Source organism: Geodermatophilus sp. SMS 5-13 (assembly GCF_059428245.1).
The window spans coordinates 1,762,693-1,784,721 of record NZ_CP165729.1 but is presented as its reverse complement, the minus strand read 5'-3'; the positions used below and the strand labels follow the sequence as shown (position 1 = coordinate 1,784,721).

Sequence of the window (22,029 nt, the reverse complement as noted above, 5' to 3'; positions counted from 1 at the left end):
AGGGTCCCCTCACCGATCAGGCTGTCGCTGGTGGAGCATGGCCAGCTCCCGCAGGGCGGCGGCTCGGATCTTCGTCCCGTTGGTCCCCGACGTCGTCGGCATGCGGTCGATGACGTGCACACGCGTCGGAACCTTGAACGCCGCCAGGCTCGACGCGCACCACTGCCTCAACTCCTCCTCGCCCGGCTCCGAAGAAGGCTCCGGGACGACGAAGGCAACGGCGACGGTGCCCCCGCCTCCGGGGCCCGGCACGCCCACGACCTTCGCGAGCCGGACGGCCGGATGGGTCACGAGCCGACTCTCGATCTCCGCGGGCTCGACGAGGAAACCTCGCAGCCGCAGGACGTCGCCCATCCGGCAGGTGTACTGGAAGGTGCCGGGTGCGACCATCCGGCCCAGGTCCCCGCTGCGGAACCACCCGTCCGCGGTGAACGCCGTCGCGGCGACGTCGGGGGCGCCGAGGTAGTCGTCCACGACGACCGGGCCGCGGAACTGCAGCTCGCCGTCCTCCCCCTGGGGCAGCGGCCGGCCGGTGGCCGGATCGACCACCCGGACATCGATCGAGGACATGACGACCTGCCCACCGCCGGTCCAGCGCAACGGCGAGGGGCGCTCGGCCGGCCAGGAGGCGGTGAGGGCGAACAGCTCCGAGGAGCCGTACAGGCCGGTCGCCGTCGCCCCCAGCTCGGCCTCGGCCCAGGCGCACAGCTCCTGGGAGCGCCCTTCGAAGTCCGCGATGCCGACCCACCGCACGGAGAGCGCCGGCCGGTCCTCCCTCCAGGCGTCGGCCACCCGGCCGAGGAGATCGTCGCCCGCCGCCACGTGGGTCACGCCGTGGTCGGCCATGTCGGCGAGCACCCCGCCGGCATCGAACGTCGGCTCGAGGAGCACCGCGGCGCCGGCGAGAAGTGCCGCCATCGCGGCGTTGAAGCCGAAGACTCCGGAGAGCGGTAGCGCCCCGAGCACCAGATCGCCTGGTTGCATCCCCATGCGCCGGCCCGCGGCCAGGGCGTGCTCGACGAGCGCTGTTTCGCTGTGGGCGGCGAGCTTGGGGCGACCGGTGGAGCCGGACGTGGTGAACGCGGCGGCAAGTGCCGCGGTCTCCGAGGGATCCAGCCGATCATCCGGGGACGCCGACGGGAACGGGGCGGCGCCGCCTCCCACGTCGTAGGCCGATACGTCGGCGAGCGGCTCGGATCCGGGGGCAGCGACGACGAGCGTGCTGGGGGCCTCGGCAGCGGCCGCGTCGACGGCCGCCCGGTAGCGGCCGAGCAGGTCCAGACCGTGGAAGCCGTGCGCGATCACGACCACCCGGGGCCGCGACATCGCCAGGACGTGCGCCACCTCGTCGACGTTGTAGCGGGTGTTGACGCCGATCACGTGCGCCCCGACCGAGAGCGCAGCGAGCTGGACCGCCACCGACTGGGACCAGTTCGGCAGCCAGACGGCGACACAGTCGCCGCCTCCGACCCCCCGGGCACGAAGACCCTGTGCCGCCCCTGCGGCGAGGTCTCTCAGTTGCCGCCGGGTGACCGGAAGGGCCGGCGCGCGGCCGGCGGAAGCATCCAGGAGCGCGGTGGCGGCCGGATCGGCGTCGACGAGCTCGTCGAAGATGGTCAGCAGCCGTCGAGCGGTCATGGCCCCGTCCTTTCGGCCCGAAGAGCCCGCCGAGCCGGTGGGCCCGTGGGGATCCTCCAGCGTTCCGCGGCGGACGCGCACGTCGACCGATGTCGGCCACCGCAGCTGGTTCGACGACCAGCCCGGGCCGCCCGGCGGCTGCTCGGCGAGAGCGAGCTCGACGTCGTCGGCCTGGTGCGCGCCGTGCTGCGGACGGCGCCACCACACGGCTCGTGGCCGAGCGGCCCGCCCCGAGGTCCAGCGCCGTGTCAGGCGACCTTCGCCCTGTCGTCGGCTCGCCGCCGGCCCCGTGACGGCCCAACCGCGCCGATGCCGCCGGATGTCGGATCGTGGTGGTCTCGGGGGCGCGCGACACCACCACGAGTCGACACCCGGTGGCGTCGGCAACCGAGTCCCGCCCCCGTGCCCGGGCAAGGGGTGGAGGTCGCGGTACTAGCCAGCTCCCGTCACCACCGGGCGCGCGAGCTCGGCCGCGGCGCGCGGCCAGGTCCGGTGCAGCGTCGCGTCGCGCCAGCCGCGCAGCGAGCTGACGACCGCCACCGCCTGCGCCCGGTCCAGGTCCGCCGGCCGGAGCACCCGCTCGCGGAGCAGCCCCAGGTCCAGCAGGCGCGCCCGCTCGACGCCGGGGAGGCACCCGGACTCCACCGGCGGCGTCCACCACCGCCCGCCGAGCTGCAGCGCGAGGGTGGCGCGGGTGACCTCCGCCAGCTCTCCCCGCGTGTTCATGATGATCACGTCATCGACGTCGGGGCGCCGCTCACGGCGCCGGTCGTACGGTTCCCGCACGGTCGTCTTGTGGTAGAGAGCCCGGTCCTGCGGATCGACCGGCTCGTCGTCGACGGCGAGCAGGACCCGGCCGGAGAGCTGCGGCGGCAGCGGCTCGACATCCACGGCGAGCGCCCCCCTGCGCGCCAGCCGGAGCCGGACGCGTGCGGCCCGGCCGCCGTCCGACCGGGAGCTCAGGAGCTCGCGCGCGGCCACCGGGTCGAAGCGGAATCCCAGGTGCTCGGCGGACTCGGCCAGGCGCCGCAGATGGCGGTCGCGGTTCCGCAGGCCGCGCTGGGGGTCGTAGCGCATCGTCTCGAGCAACTCGAAGTCCCGTGGCCGGGCCTTCAGGACCGCGGCCTTGGTGAGCACCTCGGCGTGCTCGGCCCCGGCGTCCGAGCTCCACGTGATGCCACCCCCGGTGCCGTACACGGCCTCGCCCGTGGCCGTGTCCACCACGGCGGTCCGGATCGCCACGCTGAAGCGGGCCCGGACCGGCGCGTCCGGCGGCCCGACCAGACCGATGGCGCCGCAGTAGACCCCGCGGGGATCGGTCTCGACGGAGCGGATGATCTCCATGGAGCTCGCCTTGGGCGCTCCGGTGACCGAGCCGCAGGGGAACAGCGCGCGGAACAGCTCCACCAGCCCGGTGCCGGGCCGCAGCCGGGCGGTGACGTCGGAGGTCAGCTGGAGGACCGTCTCGTAGCGCTCGACGGTGAACAGCGCCGGCACGTCGACGCTGCCGATCTCCGCGACGCGGGCGATGTCGTTGCGCATGAGGTCGACGATCATGACGTTCTCGGCTCGCTCCTTCGCGCTGGCACGGAGCTCGTCGGCCAGCCGGCGGTCCTCGTCCCGGTGCCGTCCCCGCGGCGCCGTCCCCTTCATGGGGCGCAGCAGCACGTGGTCGCCGCGGCGCTCGAAGAACAGCTCAGGGCTGGCGCTGGCCACGACGAAGCTGCCGAGGTCGAGGTAGGCGTTGTGGGCCCCGCGCTGGCCGAGCGCGAGGCCCCGGTACACGGCGAAGGGGTCGCCGGGCACGTGCCCGGCCATGCGCACGGTGAGGTTGCACTGGAAGGTGTCCCCGGCGGCGATCCGCTCCCGGATCACGGCGACGTCGGCAGCGTGCTCCTCCGCCGTCCACGTGGGCTGCCACCGGACGCCGGTCGGCGGCTCCGTCTGCGCCGCGTCGAGCGGCGGCACCGGGATCGGCTCGTCGCAGATGCCGAACCAGGCCAGCGGCATCCCCATGGGCGTTGACGGGTGCACGGCGAGCTGCGGATCGAGCCCGGCGGCCGCCTCGTAGGCGACGTACCCGAACGCCCACCGGCCGGCGTCGGTGGCCCGCTCGACCTCGGCCAGCACGCCGACGACCTCACCGGGATGGTCGGCCACCAGGATCCGGTCCGGCGCGGGGCACCGCACGGCCGTTCCGGTGCGGAGGTCGTCGAAGCGGGCCCAGGTCGCTGTCCCGGTCGCCATCGGACCCACGGCGGCCGGATCAGCGGAAGACGACCGTGCTGTGGCCGTTGAGCAGCACCCGCCGCTCGCTGTGCCAGCGCACGGCCCGGGACAGCGCGAGCGCCTCGGCGTCCTGGCCGACGGTGGCCAGCGCACGGGGATCGAAGGTGTGGTCGATGCGGATGACCTCCTGCTCGATGATCGGCCCCTCGTCCAGGTCGGGGGTCACGTAGTGCGCGGTCGCGCCGACCAGCTTCACGCCGCGGTCGAAGGCCTGGTGGTAGGGCTTGGCGCCCTTGAACCCCGGCAGGAAGGAGTGGTGGATGTTGATCGCCCGGCCGTGGAGCGCGGCGCACGCCTCGTCGGAGAGCACCTGCATGTAGCGGGCCAGGACGACGAGGTCCGCCCGGTGCTCGTCGGCCAGCTCGAGCAGCCGCTGCTCCGCCTCGCGCTTGGTCGCCGGCGTCACCGGCACGTGGACGAACGGCAGCCCGGCGGCCTCCGCCATCGGGCGCAGGTCCTCGTGGTTGGAGACGACCGCGACGAGCTCGGCGCCGAGGCTGCCGGCGCGCCAGCGGAAGATCAGGTCGTTGAGGCAGTGCCCCAGCTTGGACACCATGACCAGCACCCGCTGCGGCTGGCCGCCGGTGACCTGGTAGCTCATGCCGAACTCGTCGGCCACCGGGCGGAACGCCGCCGAGAGGCGGTCGTCGTCGGTGTCCTCGGTGGAGACGAACGCGGTCCGGAGGAAGAGCTGGCCGCGGACGGCGTCGTCGAACTGCTGGTGCTCGACGATGTCGCAGCCGTGCTCGAACAGGAACGAGCTGACCGCGTGCACGATGCCCGGGCGCTCCTGACAGCTCAGCGTGAGGGTGTACGGGTGGGTCACGGGTGCCTCCTCAGCACTCGACGATGTTGAGCGCCAGCCCGCCCCGGGCGGTCTCCTTGTACTTGTCCTTCATGTCCGCGCCGGTCTCCCGCATGGTCTTGATCGCCTTGTCCAGCGGGACGTGGTGCCGGCCGTCGCCGCGGACGGCCATGCGGGCCGCGGTGATGGCCTTGACCGAGCCGACGGCGTTGCGCTCGATGCACGGGATCTGCACCAGTCCCCCGACCGGGTCGCAGGTGAGGCCGAGGTTGTGCTCGATGCCGATCTCGGCGGCGTTCTCCACCTGTTCCGGCGTCCCTCCGAGGACCTCGGCCAGGCCGGCGGCGGCCATGGAGCAGGCGGAGCCGACCTCCCCCTGGCAGCCGACCTCCGCTCCGGAGATGGAGGCGTTCTCCTTGAACAGCAGCCCGATCGCCGCGGCGGTGAGCAGGAAGCGCACCACCCCGTCCTCGGAGCAGGAGTCGACGAAGTCCCGGTAGTAGTGCAGGACGGCCGGCACGATGCCCGCGGCCCCGTTGGTCGGCGCGGTGACCACCCGACCGCCGGCCGCGTTCTCCTCGTTGACCGCGAGCGCGTACAGGGTGACCCACTCCATGGCGCGCAGCGGGTCGGTGTCGTCCGGGTGCTCCTCCAGCTGGGCGCGCAGCGCGGCCGCACGCCGGCGGACCCTGAGCCCACCGGGGAGGACGCCGGCGGTCCGGGTGCCACGCTCGACGCACTCCTGCATCACCGACCAGATGTGCAGCAGCCCGGCGCGCACCTCGGCCTCGCTGCGCCAGGCCAGCTCGTTGGCCAGCATCACGTCGCTGATCCGCAGTCCCGTCCCGCGGGTCCGGGCCAGCAGCTCCTCGCCGGTCCGGAACGGATACCGCACGGGAGTGGGGTCCTCGACGATGACCGGGTTGCCGGCCTCGTCCTCGTCCAGCACGAAGCCGCCGCCGACCGAGTAGTACTCGCGGCGGCGGAGTTCCTGCCCGTCGGGCCCGAGCGCCACGAAGAGCATCCCGTTGGTGTGGAAGTCGAGTCGCTTGCGCCGGTGCAGGACGACGTCGTCGTCCACGGAGAACGAGACGACGTGCTCGCCCGCCAGCCGGAGCTTGCCTTCGGTGCGGACGGCGTCGACCCGTGGTTGCGCGGCCACCGGGTCGACCAGATCGGGCTGCTCCCCCTCGAGCCCGAGGACGACGGCCTTGACGCTGCCGTGCCCGTGCCCGGTCGCACCCAGCGATCCGAACAGCTCGCAGCGCACCCCGGCGACGCGTCCGAGCAGGCCTTCGTCGCGCAGCCGGGTCGCGAAGGTGCAGGCCGCCCGCATCGGGCCGACGGTGTGCGAGCTCGACGGCCCGATCCCCACCTTGAACAGGTCGAACGCGCTGATGGTCATGCGTGGCCCCTCACCGGTCCGTGGTCCGCATGGAATCAGGTACACTACTGATATACCAATAGCAAACAAAGAGTATGTCTTTCCCCACAAGGAGGCAAGCCTTGTTGGCCGTCAGCGCCTACGATCCGAGCGTGACCGCCGTCCCGCTGGATCTCGACCCCGCAGCCACCACGTCCCTGGCGGACAAGGCCTACGTGGCGATCAGGGACCGGCTCATCATGCTCGCCATCCGGCCGGGCGATCCGATCGACGACGACGCACTGGCCGCGGACCTGGGCGTGGGCCGGACCCCGGTACGCGAGGCGCTGAAGCGGCTCGAGGGCGACCGGCTCGTCGTGTCCTATCCGCGGCGCGGAACCTTCGCGACCGGGATGGACATCTCCGATCTGGCGCACATCTCCGAGATCCGCGCGCAGCTCGAGCCGCTGGCTGCCCGGCGCGCCGCCGAGCGAGCCCTCCGCGCGGCACCCGGCGAGCTCGCGGAGCTGGCCGACCGGATCGAGCAGCTCGACGTCGCCCGGGTCGATCCGGGCGAGCTGATGCGGTGGGACCTGGCCGTGCACCGGGCCATCTACCGGGCGTCCGGCAATCCGCACCTCGAGGACGTCCTGATCCGCTACGACAACCTGGCGACCCGGATCTTCTGCCTGTTCCTCGACCGGCTGCCCACGGTGGACGAGCACGTCGGGGAGCACGTGCAGCTGCTGCGCGCCATCGCCGCCGGCGACGCCGACCGGGCCGACGACCTCGCCCGCGAGCACGTCCTGGGCTTCGAGCAGGCCATCCGCGCCGTGATCTGAGAAAGGGCCACCCTTCCCCCCACGCCTCGCACGCTCGGCGCGGGTCCCTGAAGGGTGGCCGTTCCCTCACGTCACCAGGCCGACCGCGTCGAGGATCGTCAGCGCGTCCCGGGTGGCCGCGACGTCGTGCACGCGCAGCACCGTGGCCCCGCGCTGGGCGGCGATGAGAGCTGCCGCCAGGGAACCGGACAGCCGGTCCCCCGTCGCCCGTCCGGTGAGCTGCCCGAGCATCGACTTGCGGGACAGCCCGACCATGATCGGCGCCCCGAGGCTGCGCAGGCTGCCGAGCGACGCCAGCAGCGCGACGTTGTGCGACAGCGTCTTGCCGAACCCGAATCCGGGGTCGAGCACGAGGTGCTCGGCCCGGATGCCGGCGTGGAGGCAGGCCCGTTTCCGGTCGGCGAGGAAGGTGCGCACCTCGGCGACGACGTCGGAGTACCGGGGTTCCTGCTGCATGGTCTCCGGCGAGCGCTGCATGTGCATGAGGCACACCGGCACCCCCAGCTCCGCGGCGGCCTCCGGCGCGCCCGGCAGCCGCAGCGCACGGACGTCGTTGATCATGCTCGCGCCGGAGGCGACGGCCGCCCGCATGACCTCGGGCCGCGAGGTGTCCACGGACAGCGGCACGCCGACCTCGCGGACCAGCGCCTCGACCACCGGAACGACGCGGTCCAGCTCCTCGGCGACCGACGGCGGCCGGGAGCCGGGCCGGGTCGACTCCCCGCCGATGTCGATGAGGTCCGCCGCCTCGGCCGCCAGCCGGTGGCCGTGCTCGACCGCCCGGTCGAGGCTGTCGAAGCGGCCTCCGTCGGAGAAGGAGTCGGGGGTGACGTTGAGGATCCCGCAGACCAGCGGCCGGCCCTCGCCGAGCACTCGGCTGAGCGGGTGCGACGCGGTGGCGCTGTCCGCCACGGCGATGACGGTCATGACCGGCTCCGATCTCGCGGGGTCGGCGGGCGGGGCGGCAGGGGCAGGACCGCCCCGCCCGGACGGACGGGCAGGGGCTAGGAACGCGCCGCCCGGATCGTGTGCTGCCGGAGGAACGCGGTGGTGACCGGGCCGACACCGCCGGGCACCGGGGGGCCCGGCGACCCGGCCGGTGACCGAGGCGGCGTCGACGTCCCCGACCAGGCCGCCGCCGGACGTCGGAGCGGTGCCGACGTCGATCACGATCGGGTCCTCGGCGACGTGCTCGGCCGTGAGGAGGTTCGGTCGGCCGACGGCCGCGACCAGCACGACCGCGGCCCGGGTGAGTCCGCTCAGCCGCGGATGCGGGTCATGTCCGGGTCGACGAGCGGCTCGGCGGCCACGGTCGCGCCGATGCGGGTGCCGAAGTACTCGATCTCGACGGCCGTGCCGACGGTCGCGGAGGCCGGCAGCCAGGCGTAGGCGATCGGCCGGCCGACGGTGTGGCCGAAGGCCGCGCTGGTCACGTAGCCGGCGGGGCGGCCGTCGACGAGGACCGGCTCGTGGCCGAGGACGACGCTGTGGCCGTCGTCGACGGTCAGGCAGGTCAGCCGGCGGCCGACCGAGTCGTTCCCGATGCCGGCGAGGGCCTGGCGGCCGACGAAGTCGTCCTTCTTCTGGGTGCGGACGGCGAACCCGAGACCGGCCTCGTAGGGGTTGTGCTCGGTGGTCATGTCGTGGCCCCAGGCGCGGTAGCCCTTCTCCAGCCGCAGGCTGTTGAAGGCGGCGCGGCCCGCGGCGATGACGCCGAGGTCCTGGCCGGCGGTCCACAGCACCTCCCACAGCCGCCGGCCGTTGTCGGCGCTGGTGTAGATCTCCCAGCCGAGCTCGCCGACGTAGGACAGCCGCATCGCCGTGACGGGCACTCCCCCGATCCGCGCCTTCTTGGCGCGGAAGTACTTCAGCCCCGCGTCGGAGAAGTCGTCGGAGCTGAGCCGCTGGACCAAGTCGCGGGCCTTCGGGCCCCACAGCCCGATGCAGCAGGTGCCGCCGGTGATGTCGCGGATCTGCACGCTGCCGTCGTCCGGCGCCTGGCGCTGCAGGTAGTCGTGGTCGAGGGGACCGTTGGCGCCCACCTGGAACAGCTGCTCGCCCAGCCGGGCGACGGTGAGGTCGCTGCGGATGCCGCCGGCGTCGTCGAGGGCGAGCGCATAGGTCACCGACCCCACCGACTTGTCCATCTCGCCGGTGGTCAGCCGCTGCAGGAGACCGAGGGCGCCGGGGCCGCTGACCTCGAGCCGCTTGAGCGGGGTCATGTCGTACATCGCCACGGCGGTGCGGGTCTTCCACGCCTCGGCCGCCGCGATCGGCGAGTGGAACCGCGCGCTCCACGGGTCGCGCGCCGGCGGGACCCACTCCGCCGGTAGCTCCGCCACCAGCCCGGCGTTGGCCTCGTACCAGTGCGGCCGCTCCCAGCCGGCCGCCTCGAGGAAGACCGCGCCGAGCTCCTGCTGCTGGGCGTGGAACGGGCTGACCCGCAGATCGCGCGGGGACAGCCGCGGCTCCAGCGGGTGGATCACGTCGTAGATCTCGACGAAGTTCTGCTGCGAGGTCTCGCTGACGTACTCCGGCGCGAGCTGGAACTGCTCGAAGCGGTGCACGTCGCAGCCGTGCAGGTCGATCTCCGACCGCCCGTCGACGAGGAGCTGGGCCACCGCGCGGCCTACCCCGGCGGAGTGGGTGACCCAGACCGCCTCGGCGATCCAGAAGCCCTTGACGTCGGCGGACTCGCCGATGAGGGGGCCGCCGTCCGGGGTGAAGGAGAAGACCCCGTTGAAGCCGGAGTCGATCTTCGACGTGCGCAGCGAGGGCAGCAGCAGCTGGCTCTGCTCCCACACCGGGGCGAAGTCCTCGTCGGTGAACGGCAGCATCGAGGGCATGGCCGACTCGCCGACGCCGTCCCCCTGGGGCAGCTCGCGCAGGTCCACCGGCATCGGCCGGTGCGCGTAGGAGCCGATGCCGAGGCGGTCGACGCGCTCGCGGTAGTAGAGGTCCTGGTCCTGGTGGCGCAGGATCGGCAGGCTCGCCTCGCTGAGGTCGTCGTTGCGGCCGACCAGATCGGGCACCTGCCCGGTCCAGACGAACTGGTGGGCCAGCGGCAGCAGCGGCACGTCCATCCCCACCATGCCGCCGAGCTCCACACCCCAGAAGCCGGCGCAGGACACCACGACGTCAGCGGGGATCACGCCGTCCGGGGTCCGGACGCCGGTCACCCGGCCGCCGGCCTGCTCGATGCCGGTCACGCGGGTCGAGCCCTGGAAGCGGGCGCCCCGGGCCTCGGCCCGGCGGGCCAGCGCGACGACCGCCCGGGTGGCCTTGGCCAGGCCGTCTTTGGGGATGTGCAGTCCGCCGACGATGCGCTCGGGGTCGACCAGCGGGTGCAGCCGCACGCACTCGTCCACGTCGACCACCTGCGCCTCGACGCCCCACGAGGTGGCCCAGCCCTGCCTGCGGTGCAGGTCGGCGAGCCGCTCCGGCGTGGTGGCCACCTCGAGGCCGCCGACCTGGTTGAAGCACCAGGCGCCGTCGACGTCGATGGCCTTGAGCTTCTCGACGGTGTAGCTGGCGAACGCCGTCATCGTCTTCGACGCGTTGGTCTGGAAGACCAGCCCGGGGGCGTGCGAGGTGGAGCCCCCGGTCAGCGGGAGGGGTCCCTGATCGACGACGGTGACGCGGTCCCAGCCACGGGCGGTCAGCTCGTCGGCGAGGTTGGCCCCGACGATCCCCGCTCCGATGATGACCACACGAGGGGTGGTGGACATTGCTTCGCTCCTGACGTGCCGGTGGATCCGGGGACTGCGGTCAGTTGTTGGTGGGGGTGAACTCGAGGGCCGCGTCGAGCAGCCAGTCGGCGAGGTAGCCGGCGAAGGAGGACCGGACGAGGACCACGTAGTCGTCGCCGGCGTCGGAGAGCGCGAGCAGCACGACGCCGGCCTGGCCGAGCGTCGTCTGGGCGCTGCTGCCCCGGCCGAAGACCCGCGGGTGCAGGTCGATGGAGCAGCCCTTGGCCAGCACGTCGCGCACCCGGGCGCCGGTCAGCCGCAGGCCGATCCGCTGGGCCGAGACGTCGGTCGCGGACCCGCCGAGCGGGTGGACGGCGGCGCGGACCCGGGTCTCCAGGTCCTCCGGTGCCTCCGCCGTGCTGCTGAGCAGCCACTCGTCGGGGCCCAGCCAGACCGCGCGACCGGCGTCTGTGGCCACCCAGGTGTTCGCGGTCGTCGGCAGCTCCACGCGGAGTGCGTCCCCCGACTCGGGGCCGACCTCGCCGAGCCGGACGTCGACCATCGCGACGTACGGCTCGGCGGTGATGCCGACGGTGCCGGGCAGGCGCTCGAAGGCGGCGGTCCACGCCTCGAGCGGGGAGGTGCGCAGCAGCTCAGCCATCGCGACGGGCTCCTTCGGGATCGACCAGCACCGAGCCGGTGACCTCGACCGGGACGAGGGTGCCGTTGACGGGGACGTGGACGGTCTCGCCGATGCGTTCCCGGCCGCCCTTGACCAGCGCGAGGGCGAAGGGCCGGGCCAGCTCGGCGCTGCGGTAGCTGGAGGTGACGTGGCCGAGCATCGGCACCGGCGGGGGCGGCAGCTGGCCGTCGGCGGCGAACTCCACGATCTGCGAGCCCTCCGGCAGCACGGTCTGCCGGTCGACCGGCAGCAGCCCGACCAGCTGCTTGCGCAGCGGGTCCTGGTTGGCCTGGCGGGCGAAGGAGCGCTTGCCGACGAAGTCGGGCTTCTTCTTCGACACCGCCCAGGCCATGCCCAGGTCCTGCGGCGTGACGGTGCCGTCGGTGTCCTGGCCGATGATCGGGTAGCCCTTCTCGGCGCGGAGCACGTGCATGGTCTCCGTGCCGTACGGCGTGATGCCGTAGGGGCGGCCGGCCTCGAGCAGGCGTTCCCAGACCGCGACCGCGTACCAGGGATTGACGTAGACCTCGAAGGCCAGCTCGCCGGAGAAGCTGATCCGGGCCAGCCGGACCGGCACCCCGTCGAGGCTGGTGTCCCGCCAGGTCATGAACGGGAACGCCTCGTTGGCGACGTCCACGCCGGGGAAGACGGCGCCGACGACGTCGCGGGAACGCGGGCCGACGACCGGGAAGGTGACGTACTGCTCGGTGACCGAGGTGCAGTGCACGCGCAGGTCCGGCCACTCGGTCTGGCCCCACTCCTCCATCCAGTCGAGGATCTTCGCCGCGCCGCCGGTGGTGGTGAGGACGAGGAAGCGGTCCTCGGCCAGGCGCAGCACCGTGCCGTCGTCGATGACCATGCCGTCGACACCGCACATGACGCCGTAGCGAACCGAGCCGACCTTCAGGCTGCTCATCAGGTTGGTGTAGAGCCGGTCGAGGAGGGCGGCGGCGTCCGGGCCCTGGACGTCGATCTTGCCGAGCGTGGAGCCGTCGAGGATCCCGACGCCGGTGCGGGCGGCGGCGCACTCCCGCAGGACGGCGGCCTCCATGTCCTCGCCGGGCCGCGGGTAGTAGCGGGGGCGCTTCCACTGACCGACGTCCTCGAACACCGCTCCGGCCGACACGTGCCACTCGTGCAGCGCGGTGACCCGCTCGGGGTCGAACAGCCGCCCGCGGTCGCGGCCGGCCAGCGCGGCGAAGGCGACCGGGGTGTAGGGCGGCCGGAACGTCGTGGTGCCGGTGTCCTGCACCGGGATCCCGAGCAGCTCCGCGACGATCCCCGAGGTGAGGACGCCGGAGGTCTTGCCCTGGTCGTGCGCGGTCCCGATGGTCGTGTAGCGCTTGATGTGCTCGATGGAGCGCAGGCCGGCGTCCACCGCCCGTGCGATGTCGGCGACCGTCGCGTCCCGCTGCAGGTCGACGAACGAGGTGCTCCCCTCGGCGCCGGAGGTGTCCGGCACCCGCCACAGCACCAGGGGCGCCGCGGGGGCGACGGGCTCCGGTGCGGCGGGCAGCCGGTCCTCGCCCGCCGGCGCGATGGCCAGCGCGGTCAGCGCGGCGCGAGCCGCCCGCTGCCCGTCGGCCAGGCATCCGGCCAGGTCGAGCACGCCGGCGGCCGAGCCCGAGACAGCCAGGCCGTCGAGCTCCTCCCCCGGGAGGAAGGCGCCGAGGCCCTCGTCGTAGCGGAGCCGGCCGCGGGCCTGGCTGAACAGGTGCACCGCGGGGTTCCAGCCCCCGCTGACCAGGAGCAGGTCGCAGGCGATCGCGCTGCCGGCGCCGACCTCGCCGCCGGCGAACGGGGCGACGAGGGCGTGCGTGACGCGCTCGACGCCCTGCGTGCCGGTGACGACGGAACCGGGGAGCACCCGGATCCCGGCGCGCTCGCACTCCGCGCGCCGGAGCGGGGAGCCCTCGGGCCGTGCGTCGACCACCGCCTGCACGCGCACCCCCGCGCGGTGCAGGTCGAGGGCGGCGTCGTAGGCGCTGTCGTTGGTGGTGAAGACGACGGCCTCGCGGCCGGCCAGCACGCCGTAGCGGTGCAGGAACGTGCGGGCGGCGCCGGCGAGCATGATGCCCGGGCGGTCGTTGTCGCCGAACACGACCGGACGCTCGTGCGCCCCGGTGGCGACGACGATGCGGCGGGCCCGGATGCGCCACACCCGCTGGCGGGGCAGGTGCCTGGGCGCGGCGGCGCCGAGGTGGTCGGTGCGCCGCTCGAGCGCGAGGACGAAGCCGTCGTCGTAGCTGCCGAACGCGGTCGTGCGTTGCAGGTGCAGCACCTCCGGGTGAGCGGCCAGCTCGGCCACCGCCGCGGCGACCCAGGCCGGCGTCGGGGCGTCGTCGAGCTGGTCGGTGCCCGACAGCAGGGAGCCGCCGGCCTCGGCCTGCTCGTCGACCAGCGCGACCCGGGCGCCGGCCCGGGCGGCGGTGAGCGCGGCGGTCAGCCCGGCCGGCCCTGCCCCGACGACCAGCACGTCGACGTGGTGGTGGACCGCGTCGTAGCGGGCGGAGTCGGGGATCTCGGCGAGGCGGCCCTGCCCCGGCAGGCCGTGGGCGACCAGCCCGTCGAAGAGCTCGACGGTGGTGGCCAGCAGCATCGGCTCGGGGAAGGGCTCCTCGATCTGCACGAGGCCGCCCGGGTCCTCCGCCCAGGCCGCGGCGATGCCGCGTGGGCGGCCGAGCTTGATGCTCGTCGCGATCGAGTGTCGGCCGGCGGCGAGCAGCGCCGAGGCGAGGGTGTCGCCGGGATGGCCGGTGTAGGTCTGCCCGTCGAAGGTGAACTCGAGGGTGGTGGCGCGGTCGATGCGGCCACCCTCGGCGGTGCGGAAGCTGCTCGTCATGAGATCACCGGCTTCGGGTTCTCGAGGCGGTGGACGCGCTCGAAGCGGTAGGTGGTGGTGTCGCGGATCGCGTTGAACCAGCGGCGGCAGCCGGCGCTGTGCGACCAGCGCTCGGCGAAGCGGCCCTTGGTGTTGTCGCGGAAGAAGACGTAGTGCGCCCACTCCTCGTCGGAGAGCTCGGCGGGGTTGTCCGGATAGGGGACGTGGGCCTGGCCGCCGTAGTGGAACTCGATCTCCTCGCGGGGGCCGCACCACGGGCACTCGATGAGCTGCATCGCAAGAACTCCCTGAGTCAGTGGGCGACGGCGGCGGCGCCGTGCTCGTCGACGAGCGCGCCGGTGACGAAGCGGTCGAGGCTGAACGGCGCCACGGTGGGGTGGGGCTCGCCGTCGGCGATGGTGGCGGCCAGGCACCAGCCGATGCCCGGCGTGGCCTTGAAGCCGCCGGTCCCCCAGCCGCAGTTGAGGTAGAGGTTGTCGTACGGGGTCCGCCCGACGATCGGCGAGGCGTCCGGGCTGACGTCGACGATGCCGCCCCAGCTGCGCAGCAGGTGCGCCCGGGCGAACACCGGGAACAGCTCCACCGCGGCGGCCATCTGCCGCTCGATGATGTGGAAGGCGCCGCGCTGCCCGTAGCCGTTGTAGGAGTCGACGCCGGCGCCCATGACCAGCTCGCCCTTGTGCGCCTGGGAGACGTACACGTGCACCGCGTTGGACATCACGATGGTCGGGTGCACGGGCTCGAGCAGCTCGGAGACCAGGGCCTGCAGCGGGTGGCTCTGCACCGGCACGCGGAAGCCGAGCATGTCGGTGAGCACCGTGGTGTGCCCGGCGGCGCACAGGGCGACCTGACCGGCGGCGATGTCGCCGCGCGTCGTCCGCACGCCGGTGACCCGGTTCCCCTCGGTGGTGAACCCGGTGACCTCGCAGTCCTGGATGAGGTCGATCCCGGCCTCGCTGGCCCGCCGGGCGAAACCCCAGGCGACGTAGTCGTGCTTCGCGATGCCGGCGCGGGGCTGGTACGTGGCGCCGAGGACCGGGTAGCGGATGTCGGTCGAGGTGTTGACGATCGGGCAGATCTTGCGGACCTCGTCCGGCTCCACCCATTCGGCGTCGATGCCGTTGAGCTTGTTCGCCTCGACCCGCCGCACGCTGTCGCGGACGTCCTGCAGGGTGTGCGCGAGGTTCAGCACGCCGCGCTGGCTGAACAGGATGGGGTAGCCGAAGTCTTCCTCCAGTCCCTCCCAGAGCTTGAGCGACTGCTCGTAGATGGCCGCGCTCTCGTCCCACAGGTAGTTGGAGCGGATCAGCGTGGTGTTGCGGGCCATGTTGCCGCCGGCCAGCCACCCCTTCTCGAGCACCGCGACGTTGGTGATGCCGTGGTTCTTGGCCAGGTAGTGCGCGGTGGCCAGGCCGTGCCCGCCGCCGCCGACGATGACCACGTCGTAGGAGCGCTTGGGCTCGGGGTTGCGCCACAGGAAGTCGGGGTGCTCGGGCATGTCGGCGCCCGGGGTGCGGGGGCTCATCGGGAGACCTCCGTCAGGTCGGGGTAGAGGGGGTGCCGGTCGGCCAGCCGGGTGACCCGGGTGCGCAGCTCGGCGAGCTGCTCCTCCCCCACCGAGGGCCGCAGCGCGGTCGCGATCACGTCCGCGACCTCGGCGAAGTCGTCGAGGCCGAAGCCGCGGGCGGCCAGCGCCGGGGTGCCGATGCGGACGCCGGAGCTGACCATCGGCGGGCGGGGGTCGAAGGGCACCGCGTTGCGGTTGACCGTGATGCCGATCGCGTGCAGCCGGTCCTCGGCCTGGCGGCCGTCCAGCTCGGACTCGCGCAGGTCCACCAGGACCAGGTGGACGTCGGTGCCGCCGCTGACCACGTTGATGCCGGCCGCGCGGGAGTCGGCGGCGAGCAGCCGCTCCGCGAGCAGCCGGGCGCCGGCGAGGGTGCGCTCCTGGCGCTCCCGGAACGCGGGCTCGCCGGCGAGCTTGAAGGCGACGGCCTTGGCGGCGATCACGTGCTCGAGCGGGCCGCCCTGCTGGCCGGGGAAGACCGAGGAGTTGAACTTCTTGGCCAGCTCCGCCGTCGCCAGGATGACGCCGCCGCGCGGGCCGCCGAGGGTCTTGTGGGTGGTCGAGGTGACCACGTGCGCGTGCGGGACGGGCGAGGGGTGCAGCCCGGCGGCCACCAGCCCGGCGAAGTGGGCCATGTCGACCATCAGGTAGGCGCCGACCTCGTCGGCGATCCGGCGGAACCCGGCGAAGTCCAGCTGCCGCGGGTAGGCCGACCAGCCGGCGACGATGAGCCTGGGCCGCCGCTCGTGGGCCAGCCGCTCGACCTCGGCCATGTCCACGCGGTGGTCGTCGGCCCGCACGTGGTAGGCCGCGACGTCGTAGAGCTTGCCGGAGAAGTTCAGCTTCATGCCGTGGGTCAGGTGGCCGCCGTGGGCCAGGTCCAGCCCCAGGATGGTGTCGCCGGGCTGCAGGAGCGCGGACATCGCCGCGGCATTGGCCTGCGCCCCCGAGTGCGGCTGCACGTTGGCGTACTCGGCGCCGAACAGCTCCTTCAGCCGGTCGATGGCCAGCTGCTCGACCACGTCGACGTGCTCGCAGCCGCCGTAGTACCGCCGGCCCGGATAGCCCTCGGCGTACTTGTTGGTCAGCACCGAGCCCTGGGCCTGCATCACCGCGACCGGAGCGAAGTTCTCGCTGGCGATCATCTCCAGCGTCGTCTGCTGCCGGGTCAGCTCGGCGGAGATCGCCGCGAAGACCTCCGGGTCGGTGTCGGCCAACGGGCGGTCGAGCACCTGATCCGTGACGGCCGGCTGCGCTTGTTCAACCTGGACGACCATGCCGGGGGTTCCTCCTGCCATGAAAGATTGGCGAGGACTGGTATATCAGTCGTCCAACACCGTAGGGTGGCCGCCGGGCGGGGTCAAGAGCTGTCGGAGAACGGGCCCGCCCGCACATCCCCGAGAGGAGATCGAACCGCCATGGCATACGAGGTGAAGGGCGTCGTCGCCCGCAGCAAGGGTGCCCCGGTGACCGTCGAGACGATCGTCGTGCCCGATCCCGGCCCCGGTGAGGCGGTGGTCGACGTCCAGGCGTGCGGCGTCTGCGCCACCGACCTGCACTACCGGGAAGGCAACATCAACGACGAGTTCCCGTTCCTGCTCGGCCACGAGGCCGCCGGCGTCGTCTCCGCGGTCGGCGAGGGCGTGACGAACGTGGCCGTCGGCGACTACGTGATCCTCAACTGGCGGGCGGTGTGCGGGCAGTGCCGCGCCTGCCTCAAGGGCCGGCCGCAGTACTGCTTCAACACCCACAACGCCGCGCAGAAGATGACGCTGACCGACGGCACCGAGCTGTCCCCCGCGCTGGGCATCGGCGCGTTCGCCGAGAAGACCCTGGTGCACTCGGGCCAGTGCACGAAGGTCGACCCCGCCGCACCCGCGACCGCCGCGGGCCTGCTCGGCTGCGGCGTGATGGCCGGCGTCGGCGCGGCCATGAACACCGGCGCGGTCCAGCGCGGGGAGAGCGTGGCGGTCTTCGGCTGCGGCGGCGTCGGTGACGCGGCGATCGCCGGCGCACGGCTCGCCGGGGCGACGACGATCGTCGCCGTCGACATCGACGACCGGAAGCTGGAGTGGGCCAGGAAGCTCGGTGCCACCCACACCGTGAACTCGAAGGACACCGACGCGGTCGAGGCGGTCAAGGCGGCGACCGGCGGCTTCGGCGTCGATGTCGCCATCGACGCGGTCGGCCACCCCAAGGTCTTCGAGCAGGCCTTCTACGCCCGCGACCTGGCCGGCCGGGTGGTGATGGTCGGCGTCCCCGCCCCGGACATGACGATCGAGCTGCCCGCGATCGAGATCTTCGGCCGGGGCGGCGCGATCAAGTCCTCCTGGTACGGCGACTGCCTGCCCTCGCGCGACTTCCCGATGCTGATCGACCTGTACCTGCAGGGCCGCTTCCCGCTCGACGAGTTCGTCACCGAGGCGATCGGCCTGGACGACGTCGAGGAGGCCTTCGACAACCTGCGCCAGGGCGAGGTGCTCCGCTCGGTCGTGGTGCTGGACAAGTGATCACCCCGCGCATCGAGAAGGCGGTGGTCCCTGGGGTCGTCGGCCTCGACGGGCGGAGCTTCGACGTCGACAGCACGCCGTCGCGCAGCGCCGTGGAGACGGCGCTGCGCGGGGCGAGCTACGAGGTCCTGCCGCTGCGGAACGCCGAGGAGGCGGTCGTCGAGCACGTTCCGCGCACCGTGCCGCTGAGCATCACGACGACGGAGGCGAAGGGGCTGACCCCGACCATCGAGCTGGCCGAGCGGTTGGCCGGTCACGGGTTCACCGCCACACCGCATCTGGCCGCCCGGCTGGTCCGCGACAGGGCCCAGCTGACCGACCTCGTGGCCCGCCTGCGGGCGGCCGGCGTCAACGGCGTGTTCGTCGTCGCGGGCGACGCCGCCGAGCCCGCGGGGCGGTTCCCCGACGCGCTCTCCCTCCTCGAGGAGCTGGCGGCCGTCGGCCACCACTTCGAGCACGTCGGGATCGGCGGCTACCCCGAGGGGCACGGGCACATCAGCGCGGAGCTGATCGAGCGCGCCCTCGAGCGCAAGGCCCCGCACGCCACTCACGTCATCACCCAGCTGTGCTTCCACCCGCGCACGACGACGGCCTGGGCCCGGCAGGTCCGGCGGCGAGGCGTCGACCTGCCGATCCGGGTCGGGCTCCCCGGCGCGGTGACGCGCCAGAAGCTGGTGCGCATCTCGGCCGGCCTCGGGCTCGGCCCCTCGGCCCGGTTCCTGGCGAAGCAGCACAGCATGTTCTGGCGCTTCTTCCTGCCCCACGGCTATCGACCGGACCGGCTCGTCGAACGCCTCGCGCCGGCGCTCGGGCGTCCCGGGACCACCCTCCGGGGCCTCCACCTGTTCACGTTCAACGAGGTGGCGCGCACGGAGGCGTGGCGGCAGGCGTGGCTGGCCCGGCTCTCCGACCCCGTAACGAGGTAGCGGGATGCCGGCGGACGTGCGGTACGGCGGAGTCACGCTGCTCGCCTCGCCGGAAGGCGGCCGCTACCCGTGCGGCAACTCCCTGCTGATCAGCGGGACGGAGAGCAGCGTCCCAGTGGACACCGTCGACGACGGCGCGGTGCTCGACCCCGGCGGGCGCTCCGTGACGGTCGTCCACCTCCCCGGGCACACCGCCGGCCACTGCGGCCTGCTCGTCGAGCCGGACGGATTCCTCTTCCTCGGGGACGTCGACCTCACGTCGTTCGGCCCCTACTACGGCGACCGCTCCAGCAGCCTCGACGACTTCATCAGCTCGATCGAGCGCCTCCGCGACATCGACGCTCGCTGATACGGGACGTCCCACCGCAGGGACGAGACGCTGCCGCAGCTGCTACGGCAGCCACGAACGCTGGAGGGCGTCCTCGCCCATCGCCTGGTGTACCGGCCGCGCGTCCGGTTGCCGTTCGTCGAGGCGGTCGAACGCCGGACCGCGCTCCTGCACCTGGAACGGCTCGCTCGCCGGGGCCTCGTCGTCCCCACCGACGACGGCTATCTCGCCGTGTGACCCGGACGGACGTGGGCCGGCGGGGCCGGGAGGACGTCGTCCTCCCGGCCCCGCGCGACGGACGTCGGGCTCAGCGCGACAGGCGCTGCGTCAGCCACTCGTGGAACTCACCGATGTGGTGCTCCGAGGGCACCAGGACGCCGCCGTTGGCGTAGGCCCGCGAGGACATCGCGGGCTGGGTCCGCTCGCAGGCGGCGAAGTCCTGCTCGTTGACCCGGTGGAACAGCTCCACCGACCGCGTCACGTCCCTGCCCGACCCGACCACGTCGTGCGAGTACAGCCAGTCGCACTCCACGATCGTCCGGTCGGCCGAGACCGGGAACATGCGGTGGAAGATGACGTGGTCGGGGACCAGGTTGATGAAGACCGTCGGCCGGACCGTGATGGCGTAGTAGCGACGGTCCTGGTCCTCGTCGACGCCCGGGAGCCGGTCGAAGCCCTCGGTGCCGTCGACGGTGAACCCCTGGACGTCGCCCCCGAACTCCGCGCCGTGCCCGACGAAGTACTGCGCTGCGTAGCCCTCGGCGAACTCCGGGAGCACCTCGGTGAGCTCCGGGTGGATCGTCGCGCAGTGGTAGCACTCCATGAAGTTCTCGATGATGAGCTTCCAGTTCGCCTTGACGTCGTAGGTGATCCGGCGTCCCACCGACAGCGAGTCGAGCTCGTAGTGCTCGATCGCCTCCACGCTCCCGAGACGCTCCACGACGGAGGCCACGACCTCGTCCTCGAAGGACGGCGGGTCCTTCGCCAGGCACACCCACGCGTAGCCCAGCCATTCGCGCAGCGCCACCGGCACCAGGCCGTACTCGACCCGGTCGATGTCGGGCATCTTCGTCAGGTTGGGGGCCGCGACGAGCTTGCCCTCGAGGTCGTAGGTCCAGGCGTGGTACGGACACTGGAAGGCCCGCTTGACCGCCCCGGAGTCCTCCGTGCAGATCTGCGCACCCCGGTGCCGGCAGATGTTGAGGAACGACCGCAGCTGCCCGTCCCGGCTGCGGACGACGAGCACGCTCTCCGTGCCCACCTGGACCTTCTTGAAGGAGCCGGGCGTCGGCAGGTCGCTCGAGCGCACGGCGCAGAACCACATGCTCTCGAAGAGGTGGGACTGCTCCAGCCCGAAGACGGCCGGATCCGTGTAGTACTGGCCCGGCAGCGTGGAGATCAGGCTCGCGGGCAGGTCGGTGGTGGTCATGCGGCACCTCGGGATTCCGTCGGGCGATGCGAACGCGCCGGAAGTCGGAGAACGCGGGTCTGTGGCAACCACGGTCGTCGTCCGCCTGCGACCTCGATGACGACCGCTATGTGTTGCACATTACACATTGCGGTGCGTCCTGCGCAACAGTCATCCCGCGCGCAACGGCACCCAGGCAGCGTCGATCCGGCCCGCCTCGCTACCGGCGGAGCGGCTCGCCGCTCCCGGCGACACGAACCACGCCGGGGCGCACCGATCAGCTGAAGAAGCCCAGCCTTCTGCTCAGCTCGTCGGCGGCCGACACCACCCGCCGGGCGATCCTCGGGTACTCCTCGACGTCCATGCGGAAGGACGGGCCCGAGACGCTGAGGGCGGCGACCACGTCGCCGTGCGCGTCGCGCACGGGCGCGGCGACGGCGTTGAGCCCGACCTCGTACTCCTCGGCGGTCGACCCCCAGCCCCGCTCGACGATCCGGTCGAGCTCCCGGTGCAGCGCGTCGGGATCGGTGATCGTGGCGGGCGTGTAGCGCTGCAGCTCCCGGGACAGCACGCCCTTGCGGACGGCGTCGGCAGCGTGGGCCAGGAGCACCTTGCCGCTCGAGGTCGCGTGCAAGGGGGTGCCCTGTCCCACCCAGTTGTGCGTGCTGAGCGCCGCCGGCCCGCGGACCTGGCTGACGTTCACCGCGCGGTCGCTGTCCAGGATGGCGATGTTCACGGTCTCCTCGAGATCCGCGGCCAGCGCCTCGCAGATCCGCCGCCCCTGCTGGGCGATGTCCAGCTGTGCGGCAGCGGCGCCGGCCAGCCGCACGACACCGAAACCCAGCCGGTACTTGCCTCGATCGGCCAGCTGCTCGACGAAGCCTCGGCTCTCGAGCGCCGCGATCAGCCGGAAGGCCGTGGACTTGTGCACGCCCAGCTCGGCGGCCACCTCCGTGACGCCGGCCTCGCCCTGTGCCGCCAGGATCTCGAGGACGCTCAACGCGCGGTCCACGGACTGGACCGCAGCGACCGAGTTCCGCTCGCCGTTCTCCTCCTGCGGCCCACTCATGACCTCAGCGTAGGTCGCGGCCCGCGCAGTTCGGTCGCCGCTCTTGACGGCGCCGGCGTGCGCGACCATGC

18 protein-coding genes and 1 pseudogene are annotated in these 22,029 nt (G+C 72.9%); 5 read left to right on the top strand and 14 right to left on the bottom strand.

Features of this window, described 5'->3' with window-relative positions; genetic code table 11:
- Window positions 1-9 precede the first annotated feature (9 nt).
- From AB3388_RS08685 to AB3388_RS08670, 4 genes are all read right to left on the bottom strand, one after another.
- Window positions 10-1,638, bottom strand: a complete 1,629-nt coding sequence (locus AB3388_RS08685) for an AMP-binding protein (RefSeq protein ID WP_495410358.1) — start codon at window positions 1,636-1,638, stop codon at window positions 10-12.
- A 432-nt stretch (window positions 1,639-2,070) separates the two neighbouring features.
- On the bottom strand, window positions 2,071-3,885 hold the full coding sequence (gene pabB, locus AB3388_RS08680; protein WP_495410357.1) for an aminodeoxychorismate synthase component I: 1,815 nt from the start codon (window positions 3,883-3,885) through the stop codon (window positions 2,071-2,073).
- 19 nt (window positions 3,886-3,904) lie between these two features.
- Window positions 3,905-4,753 (bottom strand): formyltetrahydrofolate deformylase, encoded by an 849-nt coding sequence (gene purU / locus AB3388_RS08675; RefSeq protein ID WP_495410356.1) that lies wholly within the window; start codon window positions 4,751-4,753, stop codon window positions 3,905-3,907.
- 10 nt (window positions 4,754-4,763) lie between these two features.
- Window positions 4,764-6,137 carry an L-serine ammonia-lyase gene (locus AB3388_RS08670; protein ID WP_495410355.1) on the bottom strand — a complete coding sequence of 458 codons (1,374 nt, stop codon included), beginning with the start codon at window positions 6,135-6,137 and terminating at the stop codon, window positions 4,764-4,766.
- Window positions 6,138-6,268: 131 nt separating this feature from the next.
- Here AB3388_RS08670 and AB3388_RS08665 point away from each other — a divergent pair, with 131 nt between their 5' ends.
- Window positions 6,269-6,937 (top strand): GntR family transcriptional regulator, encoded by a 669-nt coding sequence (locus AB3388_RS08665; protein WP_495410354.1) that lies wholly within the window; start codon window positions 6,269-6,271, stop codon window positions 6,935-6,937.
- Window positions 6,938-7,003: 66 nt separating this feature from the next.
- On the opposite strand, the gene folP is transcribed toward AB3388_RS08665, so the two are convergent.
- From folP to glyA, 8 genes and pseudogenes are all read right to left on the bottom strand, one after another.
- Window positions 7,004-7,864: a dihydropteroate synthase gene (gene folP / locus AB3388_RS08660; protein WP_495411446.1), complete on the bottom strand. Its 861-nt coding sequence runs from the start codon at window positions 7,862-7,864 to the stop codon at window positions 7,004-7,006.
- A gap of 228 nt (window positions 7,865-8,092) precedes the next feature.
- Window positions 8,093-8,173, bottom strand: a pseudogene (locus AB3388_RS08655) (hypothetical protein); the annotation flags it as partial.
- 23 nt (window positions 8,174-8,196) lie between these two features.
- Window positions 8,197-10,665, bottom strand: a complete 2,469-nt coding sequence (locus AB3388_RS08650; RefSeq protein WP_495410353.1) for a GcvT family protein — start codon at window positions 10,663-10,665, stop codon at window positions 8,197-8,199.
- A gap of 40 nt (window positions 10,666-10,705) precedes the next feature.
- Window positions 10,706-11,287, bottom strand: coding sequence for a sarcosine oxidase subunit gamma (locus AB3388_RS08645; RefSeq protein ID WP_495410352.1), 582 nt, complete (start codon window positions 11,285-11,287; stop codon window positions 10,706-10,708).
- Entirely contained in the window at window positions 11,280-14,150 is a 2,871-nt protein-coding gene (locus tag AB3388_RS08640; protein ID WP_495410351.1) for a 2Fe-2S iron-sulfur cluster-binding protein, read from the bottom strand. Before AB3388_RS08640 ends, AB3388_RS08645 begins: the two co-directional genes overlap by 8 nt.
- A complete protein-coding gene (locus AB3388_RS08635) occupies window positions 14,147-14,425 on the bottom strand; it encodes a sarcosine oxidase subunit delta (RefSeq protein WP_495410350.1) in 279 nt (92 codons plus the stop codon). The genes AB3388_RS08640 and AB3388_RS08635 overlap by 4 nt, the downstream gene beginning before the upstream one ends.
- Before the next feature lie 17 nt (window positions 14,426-14,442).
- Complete coding sequence (locus AB3388_RS08630) at window positions 14,443-15,675, bottom strand: sarcosine oxidase subunit beta family protein (protein ID WP_495410349.1); 1,233 nt, start codon at window positions 15,673-15,675, stop codon at window positions 14,443-14,445.
- Window positions 15,672-16,994: a serine hydroxymethyltransferase gene (gene glyA / locus AB3388_RS08625; protein WP_495410348.1), complete on the bottom strand. Its 1,323-nt coding sequence runs from the start codon at window positions 16,992-16,994 to the stop codon at window positions 15,672-15,674. Before glyA ends, AB3388_RS08630 begins: the two co-directional genes overlap by 4 nt.
- Before the next feature lie 141 nt (window positions 16,995-17,135).
- Between glyA and AB3388_RS08620 the strand changes: the two genes are divergently transcribed.
- The 4 genes from AB3388_RS08620 to AB3388_RS08605 all read left to right on the top strand — a co-directional run bounded on the left by AB3388_RS08620 (window position 17,136) and on the right by AB3388_RS08605 (window position 19,718).
- Window positions 17,136-18,227, top strand: a complete 1,092-nt coding sequence (locus AB3388_RS08620; protein ID WP_495410347.1) for an S-(hydroxymethyl)mycothiol dehydrogenase — start codon at window positions 17,136-17,138, stop codon at window positions 18,225-18,227.
- Window positions 18,224-19,153 carry a methylenetetrahydrofolate reductase gene (locus tag AB3388_RS08615; RefSeq protein ID WP_495410346.1) on the top strand — a complete coding sequence of 310 codons (930 nt, stop codon included), beginning with the start codon at window positions 18,224-18,226 and terminating at the stop codon, window positions 19,151-19,153. The genes AB3388_RS08620 and AB3388_RS08615 overlap by 4 nt, the downstream gene beginning before the upstream one ends.
- A gap of 4 nt (window positions 19,154-19,157) precedes the next feature.
- Window positions 19,158-19,502 (top strand): MBL fold metallo-hydrolase, encoded by a 345-nt coding sequence (locus AB3388_RS08610; RefSeq protein ID WP_495410345.1) that lies wholly within the window; start codon window positions 19,158-19,160, stop codon window positions 19,500-19,502.
- 87 nt (window positions 19,503-19,589) lie between these two features.
- Window positions 19,590-19,718, top strand: coding sequence for a hypothetical protein (locus AB3388_RS08605; protein ID WP_495410344.1), 129 nt, complete (start codon window positions 19,590-19,592; stop codon window positions 19,716-19,718).
- Window positions 19,719-19,788: 70 nt separating this feature from the next.
- On the opposite strand, the gene AB3388_RS08600 is transcribed toward AB3388_RS08605, so the two are convergent.
- Window positions 19,789-20,910, bottom strand: coding sequence for an aromatic ring-hydroxylating oxygenase subunit alpha (locus tag AB3388_RS08600; protein ID WP_495410343.1), 1,122 nt, complete (start codon window positions 20,908-20,910; stop codon window positions 19,789-19,791).
- Window positions 20,911-21,166: 256 nt separating this feature from the next.
- Entirely contained in the window at window positions 21,167-21,958 is a 792-nt protein-coding gene (locus AB3388_RS08595; protein ID WP_495410342.1) for an IclR family transcriptional regulator, read from the bottom strand.
- Between the last annotated feature and the right edge of the window lie 71 nt (window positions 21,959-22,029).

What these genes read in the sequence shown, in the direction of transcription:
- folP (WP_495411446.1), bottom strand. Translation starts at nt 7,864, where the DNA reads ATGACCGTCATCGCCGTGGCGGACAGCGCCACCGCGTCGCACCCGCTC.
- pabB (WP_495410357.1), bottom strand. Translation starts at nt 3,885, where the DNA reads ATGGCGACCGGGACAGCGACCTGGGCCCGCTTCGACGACCTCCGCACC.
- AB3388_RS08635 (WP_495410350.1), bottom strand. Translation starts at nt 14,425, where the DNA reads ATGCAGCTCATCGAGTGCCCGTGGTGCGGCCCCCGCGAGGAGATCGAG.
- glyA (WP_495410348.1), bottom strand. Translation starts at nt 16,994, where the DNA reads ATGGTCGTCCAGGTTGAACAAGCGCAGCCGGCCGTCACGGATCAGGTG.
- AB3388_RS08685 (WP_495410358.1), bottom strand. Translation starts at nt 1,638, where the DNA reads ATGACCGCTCGACGGCTGCTGACCATCTTCGACGAGCTCGTCGACGCC.
- AB3388_RS08630 (WP_495410349.1), bottom strand. Translation starts at nt 15,675, where the DNA reads ATGAGCCCCCGCACCCCGGGCGCCGACATGCCCGAGCACCCCGACTTC.
- AB3388_RS08640 (WP_495410351.1), bottom strand. Translation starts at nt 14,150, where the DNA reads ATGACGAGCAGCTTCCGCACCGCCGAGGGTGGCCGCATCGACCGCGCC.
- AB3388_RS08595 (WP_495410342.1), bottom strand. Translation starts at nt 21,958, where the DNA reads ATGAGTGGGCCGCAGGAGGAGAACGGCGAGCGGAACTCGGTCGCTGCG.
- AB3388_RS08600 (WP_495410343.1), bottom strand. Translation starts at nt 20,910, where the DNA reads ATGACCACCACCGACCTGCCCGCGAGCCTGATCTCCACGCTGCCGGGC.
- AB3388_RS08620 (WP_495410347.1), top strand. Translation starts at nt 17,136, where the DNA reads ATGGCATACGAGGTGAAGGGCGTCGTCGCCCGCAGCAAGGGTGCCCCG.
- AB3388_RS08645 (WP_495410352.1), bottom strand. Translation starts at nt 11,287, where the DNA reads ATGGCTGAGCTGCTGCGCACCTCCCCGCTCGAGGCGTGGACCGCCGCC.
- AB3388_RS08650 (WP_495410353.1), bottom strand. Translation starts at nt 10,665, where the DNA reads ATGTCCACCACCCCTCGTGTGGTCATCATCGGAGCGGGGATCGTCGGG.
- AB3388_RS08610 (WP_495410345.1), top strand. Translation starts at nt 19,158, where the DNA reads ATGCCGGCGGACGTGCGGTACGGCGGAGTCACGCTGCTCGCCTCGCCG.
- AB3388_RS08670 (WP_495410355.1), bottom strand. Translation starts at nt 6,137, where the DNA reads ATGACCATCAGCGCGTTCGACCTGTTCAAGGTGGGGATCGGGCCGTCG.